The organism is Nitrospirota bacterium, assembly GCA_040754395.1.
Lineage (GTDB): Bacteria > Nitrospirota > Thermodesulfovibrionia > Thermodesulfovibrionales > SM23-35 > JBFMCL01.
Genome location: JBFMCL010000008.1, coordinates 109024 through 121650, shown reverse-complemented (window position 1 = coordinate 121650; position 12627 = coordinate 109024). Strand labels below are relative to the sequence as shown.

13 protein-coding genes are annotated in these 12627 nt (G+C 48.0%); 3 read left to right on the top strand and 10 right to left on the bottom strand.

The window, feature by feature from the left end; translation table 11 throughout:
- Window positions 1-102: 102 nt before the first annotated feature.
- From AB1552_06035 to AB1552_06020, 4 genes are all read right to left on the bottom strand, one after another.
- Window positions 103-429 (bottom strand): PIN domain-containing protein, encoded by a 327-nt coding sequence (locus tag AB1552_06035; protein ID MEW6053335.1) that lies wholly within the window; start codon window positions 427-429, stop codon window positions 103-105.
- A 104-nt stretch (window positions 430-533) separates the two neighbouring features.
- On the bottom strand, window positions 534-659 hold the full coding sequence (locus AB1552_06030) for a hypothetical protein (GenBank protein ID MEW6053334.1): 126 nt from the start codon (window positions 657-659) through the stop codon (window positions 534-536).
- A gap of 402 nt (window positions 660-1061) precedes the next feature.
- Window positions 1062-1790, bottom strand: a complete 729-nt coding sequence (budA, locus tag AB1552_06025; GenBank protein ID MEW6053333.1) for an acetolactate decarboxylase — start codon at window positions 1788-1790, stop codon at window positions 1062-1064.
- 39 nt (window positions 1791-1829) lie between these two features.
- The gene (locus AB1552_06020) at window positions 1830-2273 is read right to left on the bottom strand and encodes a DUF4440 domain-containing protein (protein MEW6053332.1); all 444 of its coding nucleotides are present in this window, start codon (window positions 2271-2273) and stop codon (window positions 1830-1832) included.
- Between the two features lie 364 nt (window positions 2274-2637).
- On the opposite strand from AB1552_06020, the gene AB1552_06015 reads away from it, so the two are divergent.
- From AB1552_06015 to AB1552_06005, 3 genes are all read left to right on the top strand, one after another.
- Window positions 2638-2934, top strand: a complete 297-nt coding sequence (locus AB1552_06015; protein MEW6053331.1) for an RNA-binding protein — start codon at window positions 2638-2640, stop codon at window positions 2932-2934.
- Between the two features lie 471 nt (window positions 2935-3405).
- Window positions 3406-5238 carry a translational GTPase TypA gene (typA, locus tag AB1552_06010; GenBank protein ID MEW6053330.1) on the top strand — a complete coding sequence of 611 codons (1833 nt, stop codon included), beginning with the start codon at window positions 3406-3408 and terminating at the stop codon, window positions 5236-5238.
- Window positions 5239-5567: 329 nt separating this feature from the next.
- Window positions 5568-6689, top strand: a complete 1122-nt coding sequence (locus tag AB1552_06005) for a serine hydrolase (GenBank protein MEW6053329.1) — start codon at window positions 5568-5570, stop codon at window positions 6687-6689.
- Window positions 6690-6707: 18 nt separating this feature from the next.
- On the opposite strand, the gene AB1552_06000 is transcribed toward AB1552_06005, so the two are convergent.
- From AB1552_06000 to AB1552_05975, 6 genes are all read right to left on the bottom strand, one after another.
- Window positions 6708-7367, bottom strand: coding sequence for an NAD(P)/FAD-dependent oxidoreductase (locus AB1552_06000; GenBank protein MEW6053328.1), 660 nt, complete (start codon window positions 7365-7367; stop codon window positions 6708-6710).
- Window positions 7368-7379: 12 nt separating this feature from the next.
- The gene (locus AB1552_05995) at window positions 7380-8054 is read right to left on the bottom strand and encodes a phosphatidylserine decarboxylase family protein (GenBank protein MEW6053327.1); all 675 of its coding nucleotides are present in this window, start codon (window positions 8052-8054) and stop codon (window positions 7380-7382) included.
- Complete coding sequence (gene ilvC, locus AB1552_05990) at window positions 8051-9070, bottom strand: ketol-acid reductoisomerase (GenBank protein MEW6053326.1); 1020 nt, start codon at window positions 9068-9070, stop codon at window positions 8051-8053. Before ilvC ends, AB1552_05995 begins: the two co-directional genes overlap by 4 nt.
- A gap of 51 nt (window positions 9071-9121) precedes the next feature.
- Entirely contained in the window at window positions 9122-9571 is a 450-nt protein-coding gene (locus tag AB1552_05985; protein MEW6053325.1) for a universal stress protein, read from the bottom strand.
- A 202-nt stretch (window positions 9572-9773) separates the two neighbouring features.
- The gene (gene glgP / locus AB1552_05980) at window positions 9774-11879 is read right to left on the bottom strand and encodes an alpha-glucan family phosphorylase (protein ID MEW6053324.1); all 2106 of its coding nucleotides are present in this window, start codon (window positions 11877-11879) and stop codon (window positions 9774-9776) included.
- A 34-nt stretch (window positions 11880-11913) separates the two neighbouring features.
- Window positions 11914-12573 carry a radical SAM protein gene (locus AB1552_05975; protein ID MEW6053323.1) on the bottom strand — a complete coding sequence of 220 codons (660 nt, stop codon included), beginning with the start codon at window positions 12571-12573 and terminating at the stop codon, window positions 11914-11916.
- Between the last annotated feature and the right edge of the window lie 54 nt (window positions 12574-12627).

Here is a 12627-nt window from a genome sequence, read left to right as displayed (position 1 = left end):
GATACTGGTTATTGGCTGATGTTTATAAAGGAAGGACTTTTGTCGATGGTGTATTGAAGCAGGAAACCAAGGTGCTTGAAAGGATGGCCGCCTAAATGCTTTTTACACACCTATTGACATGACTCCCGTAATCTCTTTAACGAGTTCATTGACTCTGTCAGCCGCCTGTCTTAAATCATTCGCTTTTTCACTGTAAGATCGAACAATGTTTGGTATTTTCGTAATGACTTTTGTTTCTTTGAAGTGCTTTATAGATTCATTGAGAACTCCTTCACGATTTCGCCAAAATTCATCTTCGATCTGTGTTGTGATATAAATCTTTATCTTTCTGTTTTCAGCCAGCTTTATTAGTTTTTTCAGTTCATCGAGGTCCGGGCCTGACAATTGATACATATCTAGAAGAATATTTGTGTCAAGAAATACATTCATTTTCTTATTTTATTATCCTCTTATATTGACCCAACGCTTGACATAACCTGCGCGGGAATGTCCTTTGTCTTAAGCTCCTCTATTATTTCTTTATGACCTTGTTTTCAGTCTTCTATACCCATATCTTCTTCAACAGCTTTTTGTGCTTTCTTTTTAAAATCAACAAGAATATCATGTGTCCTGTTGCAAGATGTGACTTGCTCATTTTCCTGTTGTAATTTTTCTTTCATCTCTTTCTTTACAGCCTTATATTTATCCAAAACGAAGGGATACAATTATTACTATGAAAGGTAAAACTATCAAAAATATACTTGAGCCGATTATTTTCATTGATGTTCTCGTATAATGTGTCTATAAGCGGCCACCCGTTAGAGCGTATCCGTCTTGACTGCCTGGTTCCCTCCCGAGTGAAACGAGGGAGGAAACAAGTTATCAACCAGTTTCTCGATAATAGCAAGAAGTTTTTAGGTTGTCAAAATAATAAACATGAGATGTTTGACGTGTGCCCCTGATCCTTAATTTAACCAAACGGCTTTCCCGATGAGGAAAATATAGGGGTCTCTTTTATACACTTGAAATACTATCGGTTCATGAAGACCTCTTCTTGCATTCTGCAGACTCATAGAACGATTTCACTTCTCAATCTTGTTCAGATCCTGATCGACATTTCTGTGAAAATCCAATGACAAATAGTCTTTTGTCATTGGCAAGGAGAGTTCAAGCTTGTGAATCAGCTGAATGCCAGCATGTGCTTTGCGCGGGACACATTCGAGCACGTGACCGCCATGCTGAAAGTCCGAAGAAAGGAAGTGCAGATGTAAGCCGGGAACACTCAGCGATGACAGAAACGCAGGGGTATAAAACCCTGCCAGGGTGCCTTCGATATTCCTGAAGTCAAAGACAACCTGCTCATGAGACACTTCGACAAAGGGATGATAATTCGCCTGTTTTGGCACCGACCGCGCCCTGATATGTGCGAACTCTCCCTCGATCCTCACTGCATAAAACAGATTGGGCGAGACGAAGAGCGCATTGATCCATTGCATGAATTCATCATAGGGCAATTCGCGCGTAATCTCGCCATTGCGTGAAGGGTTATAAAAAGTGACCGCAGCAAAAGGGGTAAACGCTTTTTTGTCAACTCTTGCGACACGCCCATCAGAAAAAATCTGGTAAATATTTCCGTCAAGTATAACCATTTCCCCATCGAGATCATCAAACGTACCAAGGCCAAAATCCCCATGCTTGAGGACTTCGGCAAGCCTGACGTTTTCCTCATAGATGCCTTCAACAAGCGCATTGACGGGAGAGCAGAGGTAGATAGTGCTCTCAGTGTGACCGGTTTTCCGCTTTTTCTTCACGGCTCCTCCATGAAACCACGCGCCTCACAGCGCATTTTTTTACTGTTCCAGGGCTTTAAGATTTGCATGGGCTATCCATTGCCACCCGCTTTCGGTCTTCAAAAAGACGCTGAGCCTTGGCGCAGGTTTCTTTGACAGGCGTTTTCCTTCGATTGTCTCCTCAACGGAGACAGAATATGTTGCGATAACAACTTCCCCGTTCTGAGTTACCTTGAACTCGCTCAGTATATACTCCCCGAGGTTCAGTTCCCTAATAAGAGACAATTCCTGCTCCCGGTTACGCGCGCCGTCCTGATGAATTGACTGAAACCCCGCTCCCATTTTCTTTTCTATCGACTCCATATTGTTTGTTTTCATATCAACCCACAGTTGTCTCACCAGACTTTCCCCCACGTTTTCTCCGACCTCAGATTCCTGACCTGCCTGTACAGCGTGTACGAAAGAAAACAACGCAAAGGTCACTGCGAAAAGCAACGTCAACATTTTCATTGTTTTTTCCTCTCTTTCAGAAAATATCGGGTGTTGAAATATGTATTTATTCATAAACTCTGCAACAAGCTCTGTTGCGTTCACCGTGCATGAATATAGAGAACGGTTGCATGCAAAACTTTCCTCATATTGTAGCAAATTCAGTTTCTAATGATTACCCATATCCCGCGATACGCACGGTCATTCCGACTGAAGTCGCGAGGCAGCGCCAGAGTAAGCCGGGAAAGAGATTTCTCGTTTCGTTCTGAATACGCTCTGCAGACATACCTTCTCGTGTGAGATTTGACAACAATCTGCAGTTTTGTTAGCGTAGAAAATCCTCAGTGTGGTTATTTCAGGTTCAAAAAGGAGCACAGAAATGGAAAAAAAGATTTATGTCGCGAACATTTCGAATGCAACGGAGCAGGATATAAGGGATATTTTCTCGGATTACGGAGAGGTGATCTCGGTAAAAATAAAATCCTCCAAAGGATTCGGCTTTGTCGAAATGGCGGATGCACATGAGGCGAAGGAAGCGATTTCAGAACTGAACGGCAGGATTTTTCTTGGAAAGCCCCTTTCGGTATCTGAAGCAACACCCCGCCATCCGAGGGCGGACTTCCACGGAAAAACAGGTGGATTTGGCAAAAACAAAAACTTCAAAAAAGCATGGTGATACGCCGAATGGTTCCTGTCATTCCGATTTATTAACAGGGAATGTTAATAACCCGCACTTCATGTTCCGGATACACTTGATCATTCGTGCGTTTCTCCATATTGCCTAAAATTAAGGCACCTTTTTTCCCTCCTGTTTTCAGAAAGTTAGCCATTTTTATTCCCGTTTTTCAAAGACCGCCCTTCCGGAATCATGTGTGTCAGTGATCATCAGAAGAATATCATTGCACCACCTGTCAATGCATTCGGTGTTATACTCATTGCGGCACTCCGGCAGATTTGCACAACGACTGGAATGAATCAAACAACGGTCTATCTTTTTTTTTCTGCCTGATTTAAAATATCAAGTTGCCTATTGCTCTGTACCACCAGAGATATTGCCGATACTCTTCATCTCTCTTGAGATGCTGAGGGAGTTCTTATGATTCTCCAAAGGCAGATTAAAAAAGGCAGGACAAAGGAGTGTTGTGTGATGAACAGTACTGATTTAAGGAATATCGCTATCATTGCCCATGTCGATCATGGCAAGACGACGCTTGTTGACGGAATGATGAAACAGGCCGGTATTTTCCGCTCCAACGAAAAGGTACAGGAGCGCATTATGGACAACATCGACCTTGAGCGGGAGCGCGGAATCACGATCATGGCCAAGAATACCGCGGTCAGTTACCACGGTGTCAAGATCAATATCGTGGACACCCCAGGGCATGCAGATTTTGGCGGCGAAGTCGAGAGGACCCTCAAGATGGTTGACGGTGTATTGCTGCTGGTTGATGCGTCAGAGGGGCCTCTGCCGCAGACAAGGTTTGTCCTGAAAAAAGCCCTCGAACTCAACCTCCCGCCAATCCTTGTAATTAATAAAATTGACCGGTCTGACGCACGTATTCAGGCTGTCCTGAATGAGGTCTACGACCTGTTCATCGACCTTGACGCAACCGAAACGCAGCTCGAATTTCCCGTACTTTATACAAATGCGAAACTGGGCATTGCGAAACGTTCCATGGATGACAGTTCCGAAGATCTCAAGCCGCTCTTCGATACGATCGTCGATACCATTCCTCCACCTTCCGGCAGCAGGGATGATGTTCTTCAGATCCTCGTGACCAACATCGACTACGACGATTACATAGGCAGGCTTGCCATAGGCCGCGTGTTTTCAGGCACGGTACACGCAGGTGATCATGTCTCGTTGATAAAGGAAGAAAACGAACTGTCAAGGACAAAGATTTCATCCCTCTTCACTTTCCAGGGACTTGAGAGGATTGAGGCAAAGAAGGTATCCGCCGGGGAAATCATCGCCCTTGCCGGCATCGAGGGAATCAACATAGGAGATACTGTCACTGACGTGGAAACTCCAAAGCCGCTTCCCAGAATACAGGTGGACAGACCCACCATTTCTATGGTCTTTTCCGCTAATACCTCTCCCTTTTCGGGACGGGACGGCAGATATGTGACATCAAGGCAGCTGCGGGAAAGACTGGAAAAGGAGCTTCTCCATAACGTATCGATCAGCATTGACTTCGACAATATGGATTCCTTCAAAGTCATGGGACGGGGTGAACTCCAGCTTGCCATTCTGATTGAGATGATGAGGAGGGAGGGGTACGAGATGTCGGTCTCCATGCCCGAGAGCATCACGAAGACTGTTGATGGTGTGATTCATGAACCTGTGGAATTGCTGGTGATCGATGTGCCCGAGGAATATATCGGTGTCGTCACCCAGAAGGTGGGAATGAGAAAAGGCATCATGCAGAAGATACTGAACAACGGTTACGGCAGGGCAAGACTCGAATTCAGGATACCCTCACGGGGACTCATCGGTTTCAGGTCTCAGTTCCTTACTGACACGAGAGGCACAGGACTTCTCAATCATCTCTTCGATGGCTATGAGCCATGGCAGGGCCCGATCACGAAAAGGCAGACCGGCGCGCTTGTGGCCGACAGGCAGGGGCATTCCACTTCCTATGCGCTCTATCACCTTCAGCCAAGGGGTGTGCTGTTTATTAAGGAGAACACGCCCGTATATGAGGGAATGATCATCGGCGAGAATTCGCGGGAGAATGACCTTGATGTGAACGTGATAAAGGAAAAGAAGCTCACGAATATGCGTGCTGCAAACGCGGATGAGGCGCTGCAGCTGATTCCCGCACGGATTCTCAGCCTTGAGCAGGCGATAGATTTCATTAAGGAGGACGAACTCATCGAGGTTACCCCTGAATCCATCAGGCTGCGGAAAAAGATCCTGCAAGCCAATAAACGGCATATGAATCCGAAAAAACCGGAAATGAAAGAGGCATTTGTTTAGCTACACAGCCCCGGCAGAACCGGGCATTCAGCCCCTCTGTGTACTGACATACCGACACAGTGTGTCAGTTTCAGGGAAAAATTGCGCTGTGCCCATCGCTTCGAACAGCCTCAATGCTATGTATTGAAATCTTCAATTTCTGCTCCTGAGAACACTCCTCCATGACGGGAAATCATGTGTTTTCAACTGCTTTCCTGTCCATGACCTTCCATGGCAACTATCATTCTTCCTTCATGGATTGATGCTTCATGCGATGATGCAGTAACACGTTATTACAGGCACGGAATATGCATTCATTTTTCATGTCAGTATCGCAAGGTCAGACAATTATGAAAACATTTTTTCGATTCCGTCATAGCGGGTATCTCTTCATTTTATTCTGCATTGGTTTCTGCCTTCTGTCAGTTCCCTCGTTTGCGTATGATATCCTGTCACGTTCGGTCGTGGTGATGAACTCATCGACCGGTGAAATACTGTACGCCAAGAACCCTGATCTTCAGAGCCCCCCAGCCAGCACCACGAAACTGATGACCGCGATCATAACCCTGGAGAATACAGACCTGTCAGATGTGGTAACCATCAGCAGAAATGCCTCGTCTGTCCCTCCTCATAAGGCTGGGTTCAGAGAGGGGGAGCAGATCACTGTTGAGCACCTCCTGTATGCCGCGCTGGTATATTCCGCGAACGATGCAGCGGTCGCCCTTGCCGAGGCGGTTTCCGGTTCAGAGGAGAGATTTGCAGCACTCATGAACAGAAAGGCTGTATCCCTGGGCGCATTCGACACGAGATTTGTCAATTCGAGCGGCCTTCCCGGAGAAGGACAGCAGACAACCGCGTATGACCTTGCGAAGATCATGCAATATGCGCTCCGTCATCACAAACTGAAGAAGATTATCAATACACGATTTGCAACGATTTCGACAGAAGACGGCGATTCTTTTTCCTTCCGCAATACCAACAGGCTTCTCTGGTCCGGGGAAGATATACTCGGAGGCAAAACGGGGTATACACGAAAGGCATTGCACTGTTTCGTCTGTGCAGTTGAGCGCAACAGTGAAACGCTGATTGTAGCCGTCCTCGGAAGCGCAAGCAGGGATACTCTCTGGAGGGAAACTGAAGCGCTTATTGCCAAAGGGTTCAGTGTGCTTGAAAACATGGAGTTGCCTGTGATCTATGTCTCAAGGACACATGAAGACAAAGACGATATCAGAAAATCTCCCCGGAAAAAGAAACAGAAGGTCAAATCCGCGAGTGCGAAGTCAGGCAAAGACAGGAAGGTTCTTGCGCAGAAAAAAGGAACGCACAAAAAGAGTGTGCTGACAGCAAAGAAAAAAGGGAAATCGAAGATGCTCGCAAAGAAAAAGTCAAAGACCTATGCCAGGGGCACACACAAGGGCAAAAAGAACTTCAGTATCGCGGAGAAGAGAACAGCCATCCCGCACAAGGGGTGATATCCTCATCCCTTCCGTCTACAGAACCGCTTTCTTGAATTCCTCTATCCCCTCCCGGTCGATGAACCTCGGCATCCGCTCTCTTGATTTCGCGTTCTTTGCGTAATAGTCAAGACACCTGCTGAAGAGTTCTATCACCTGCTCCTCAGTCAGTTTTTTTGCAATTACGTCGCCGATACGCGGTCTCCCGCCTGAATTGCCGCCGACCACCACAGTCCATCCGTCTGGAGCGCAGAATGCCCCCAGATCCCTCAGGTAGCTTTCGGCACAGTTCAGCATGCATCCGGAAATGCCGAATTTTGTTTTTGCCGGGATAAGGTCATTCTTGCCGACATACATCTGCTCGATCTTTGCTGCCAGTCCAAGGGAATCGCCCCTTCCGAACTTGCAGGTTTCGGTCCCGGGGCATGCCTGAACATAATGCACACATAACCCTTCGGCGGGACCGACCTCCATCCCAAGGTCTTTCCATGCCTTTTCCACGTCATCGGGACTGAACCCTACAAGCGCGATACGCTGACCAGAGGTTATCTTGATAATGCGGACATTGTATTTGCGCGCAACGCTCGCGAGGGTTTCGAGGATTTCAGGTGTCAGGACACCCATCGGAATCCTCGGAACGATTGCATAGGTCTTTTTGTCCCTCTGTAAAATGGCCCCTTCCGGCCCTTCACTCATGTCTTTTCCTCCTTAGTTCTTCACTGCGATAACAGATTCCCCTGCTTTTACCCTGTCCCCGGTTTTCACCTTTAATACAACGTCTTTCGGGAGATACACATCGAGCCGTGAACTGAACTTTATGATGCCATACCTCTCCCCTCGAGCCAGCAGATCGCCTTCTTTTGCCCTGCAGACCGCCCTCCTTGCCACAAAACCGGCAACCTGCCTGACCAGTACCTGCCCGTCATCTCCCGCAAGATGCATAACGATATTTTCGTTCTGCAGCGAAGCCTCATCCCTGTAGGCTGCCATATATTTTCCGGGCGAGTATCTGACCGCAATGACCCTGCCGTCACAGGGAGCGCGGTTGACATGCACATCGAGGGGAGACATGAATATGCTTATTTCTTTCGCCTCTGCATGCAGATATTCCGGCTCAAACACTTCCCTGATCAGTATCACCTTTCCGTCCGCAGGAGAGACGAAGACACTTTTTCCCTGAGGTATCGCTCTTTCAGGATCACGGAAAAAATAGGCCATAAAAAAGGTGCCAAGGAAGAATATGCAGAACGCAGACAAGGTAGAATAAAAGGTGATTCCGTGACTTCCGGTCCGCAATGCCCATATAAGAAAAACCGAGGCTATGACCGCGAGAAGGAACGAGCCCAGAATAAACGGGTAGCCTTCTGGGGCAAACCTGATCACGCCTTCGATTTATCCACGAGTTTTCCTTTTTTCAGCCATGGCATCATGGCCCTCAGCTTTCCGCCCACATCTTCGATCGGATGCGCTTCGCCCTTTTTTGTAAGGGCATTAAAGACCGGCTTGTTTGCCCTGCATTCGAGAATCCATTCCCTCGCAAATTCGCCGGACTGGATCTCGTTCAGGATTTTTTTCATCTCTTTTTTTGTGTCCTCGTTCACAATTCTGGGCCCCCTTGTGAGGTCGCCGAATTGCGCGGTATTGCTGATGGAATACCTCATGTTCGAGATGCCGCCTTCGTAAATAAGGTCTACGATGAGCTTCACTTCATGAAGGCATTCGAAGTATGCCATTTCAGGAGAATACCCAGCCTCAACCAGTATTTCATATCCGTTCAGGATGAGAGACGTCAGGCCTCCGCAGAGCACCACCTGCTCGCCGAACAGATCCGTTTCTGTTTCTTCGCGGAACGTTGTCTCAATCACACCGGCCCTGCCCCCTCCTATTCCGGATGCATAGGCAAGAGCCGTTTTCTTTGTATCTTTTGAAGGGTCCTGCTGAATTGCTATCAGGCACGGTACTCCGCTTCCCTTCAGGTACTCAGACCTCACAAGGTGCCCCGGTCCCTTGGGGGCAACCATGAATATGTTTACCGACGCGGGCGGCACGATCTGTCCGAAATGGATGTTAAAGCCGTGCGCAAACCCGAGGTACGCACCCTTTTTTATGTGAGGAGCTATCTCTGCCTTATAAATTTCCGCCATATATTCATCAGGTACGAGCATCATGATGATGTCTGCTTTTTTTGCCGCATCTGCAGGGATATAGACCTTAAACCCTGCTTTTTCAGCCTTTTCCCAGCCTGCACCGCCTTTCTTCACCCCGATAATGACATCCAGCCCGCTCTCCCTGAGGTTATTGGCATGTGCGTGCCCCTGGCTTCCGTACCCAATGACCGCGATTTTTTTCCCCTTGAGCACCTTCTTATCTGCATCTTTATCGTAATAAATCTTGACCACCACATCCTCCTTCAAAGAATAAATTCATAGCTGGTAGTATAGTACAAATGGCTACTTTCTTACTACCAGCACAGGTATCTTCGTCTCCTTGCTAATGATTCCGAAGGCAACGCTGCCGAGCACCGCTGCTTTCAGTGCACTTTTCCCGTGAGAGCCCACCACGATCAGATCCGCTTTTGATTTCACCGCCTCCTGAATGATCTGCTCCACAGGATGTCCGGATCTTATTACTGATTTCACCGGCACCTGATGCTTTTTGCATATCTTTTCCGCATCCGCAACATATGATTCTGCAGCACGTGTGAGAACATTCTCAATGGGCTCCATAATTCTTGGTGAAGACGGAACGGCGGGCACCGCCTGCGGAATAAATGCGCTTTTGTCCACCACGCTAATCAGGATAAGAGAGGCTCCGGTCTGACGGGCAAGTTCAACCGCATAGTTTACAGATTTTCTTGACGGCTTTGATCCATCAGTGGGTACAAGGATTTTTGTGATCATACGCCCTCCTCTTTAAAATAATTTTTTGCAAAATCCATTAGTGAGATTATATCACTTTTTCACGGTATTCCAACGGTTTCTCCCTGAATCTGCAACAGTATGCAGATATATGATTTATGGCAATCACGGAAAGGGATATTGCAAAAACAATGACAGTGCGCACCGGATACCTGAAGCGAGCATCAGATTATGAGATAACGTGTCAGGATGATTGCAATGCCTGATGGTAGAATTTCAACGCGTATTCCTTGACCATCCTGCGCGCACTGAAAGAAGCCCCGGTGCCCTTAATCGCTTTTTTCATGATCCTGACCCATCCTGCAGGAATTCCCGACTCATTGAGCCTGTAATAGAGAGGGACAACCTCTTTTTCAAGGATATCGCAAATCGTTTCGGCGTCCCTGTCATCGCCCTTTCCTTCAAAGGCCCATCCGTTTTTTCCGTCGAAACCCTCGAGCCACCATCCGTCGAGAATACTCAGATGCGGCACACCGTTCAGGGAGGCCTTCATGCCGCTGGTTCCGCACGCCTCAAGAGGCGGCAACGGATTATTCAGCCACAGGTCAACCCCGTGAACCATATACTGCGCGAGCTGCTCATTGTAATTTTCCACAAACGCGATTCTTCCTCCAAGGTCCGAATCCTGTGCAAACTTGTAAATGCGCTGCAATATCCTTTTCCCTTCGTCGTCCGCGGGATGCGCCTTTCCGGCAAATATTATCTGCAGAGGCTTCCACCGGTTATTCAGGAGCGCCATAAGCCGCCCGGGGTTTCTGAAGATAAGATCAGCCCTCTTGTATGAGGCAAAACGCCGTGCGAAGCCGATTGTCAGCGTCATGGGATCAAGCAAAATGCCGCCCGTTATGATATTTACCGGATTCACTTTGTTTTCAATCCATCGCTTTCGGGCCTGTTCCCTGATATAGTTGATTAGTTTTATCTTCAGCCAGTAATGCACCTGCCATAATTCTTCGTCCGGAATACTGTCAATCAGTTCCCACACAGCATGGCTGTCATGATCTGTGATCCATTCAGGTCCGAGATATTTGTTGAAAAGCAGCTCCATCTTCGGTTCTATCCATGTCGGGATATGGATTCCGTTTGTAATATGGCTGATCGGAATATCTTCTTCATTCCTGCCGGGCCAGAGCGGTTTCCACATCCGTCGTGCCAATTCACCGTGCTTCCTGCTCACCCCGTTGCTGTACCGTGACATGCGCAGGGCAAATGTCGTCATGTTGAACCCTGCGTCCTTTTCTCCGGGATAAATGCCCATCTGGAGAAAATCATCCCTGTTCAGGCCGAGGAAAGGATAGCAGCGGCTGAAATATTTATCCATCAGATGGAAGGGAAACACGTCATGCCCCGCCGGTACCGGGGTATGTGTGGTAAAAATTGTTGTGGACCACACCTGTGCAGCCGCATCCTGAAAGCTCATCCCGCCTTCTATCCTTTCCCTGATACGTTCGAGCAGCGCAAAGGCAGGATGTCCCTCATTCAGGTGCAGGACGGAATACCTGATGCCGAGTGCATTGAGCATGGCGACTCCGCCGATACCGAGCACTATTTCCTGTCGCAAACGCTGCTCTATATCCCCGATATACAGGTGGGAACTGATTTTCCGGTTCCACGGATCGTTCATTTCGATATCGGTATCCATCAGGTAAAGGGAAATGCGGCCAACCGCTACCTTCCAGCTGGCGACATGTACCGGAGGTTCCACAAAAGGCACCTTCACAATAATCTGCTCCCCCTTTTCATTGCAGACACGTTCAATCGGGGCGGAATCCCTGTCAAGGTTCTCATCAATTTCTTCCTGCCATCCATCCACCCGCACCCGCTGACGGAGATACCCCTCCGGATACATGAATCCAACTGCAACCATCGGAACACCGAGATCACTGCACTCCTTGATATGGTCTCCAGCGAGAAACCCCAGCCCTCCTGCATAAAAAGGGAGTGAATGCTGGAGTCCGTATTCCGCAGAGAAGTAGGCTATCGGCAGGCATCCGGTGTCTTTCAGATTGGCGGCAAACCAGCAGACCTTTGTCATGATATCTTCCCGGTAGCTGGCTAATACCGTATCATATTGACGAAGGAAATCTTCATTTGACCCTATTGCCTGAAAGGTTTCTTCCGGGAGTTCCTGCAGCATCTGCACCGGATTATGTCCGCTTTCCTTCCATGCAATCCTGTCGATCGTTTTGAAAAGCATCCGCGCAGCCGGATGCCAGCTCCACCAGAGGTTATATGCCAGTTCCTTCAGTCCGGAGAGTCTTCCGGGAATGTGCAGAAATCTGTCCTTCACCGGCAGGAACTTCCGCTGTGCAGCGTTTCATTCATTACACGCCCCGTCTTTCAGGATCAAAAATATATTTGTGCAGCTGGATATTGAGACGCACATTGAGCCTGTCTTCAAGTATCCATCTCGCGAGGTCTGAAGGAGGAAGAGTTCCATACGCCGGAGACATGAGGATATGGCATTTTTCTGACAATCCGTAGGCGCGGATCATGTCCTTTGACCATTGATAATCCTCCCTGCCTGTAATAACAAACTTTATCTCGGCAGACGGCTTTATCATAGCAAGATTCGAGAGATCCATCTTTTCATGCATGCCGCTTCCGGGGGTTTTTATATCAAGGATCACTACCGCCCGCGGATCTACACCTGCGATACTCTGCGAGCCGTTTGTCTCTATCAGCAGTGTATAGCCCTCTTCAAGCAGTCCTGAGACAAGCAGGTGGATTTCATTCTGAAGGAGCGGTTCTCCTCCGGTGATCTCCACAAGACCCGTCCCTGCATCCCTGACATTCTGCATGATCTCTTGCAGAGAAACTTCAGCACCTTCATCATATACATACGTTGTGTCGCAATACGTGCAGCGGAGATTGCAGCCTGCCACCCGGATAAATGTGCAGGGCAGGCCCGCATAGCTTGATTCTCCCTGTATGCTGGTAAATATCTCACATATCCTCATGGCCATATCGCCTGTCTTTATCACCCGCTTCCGATTACGGTAAAATCATTACATTCTATTATATAATGAAACGGAAGG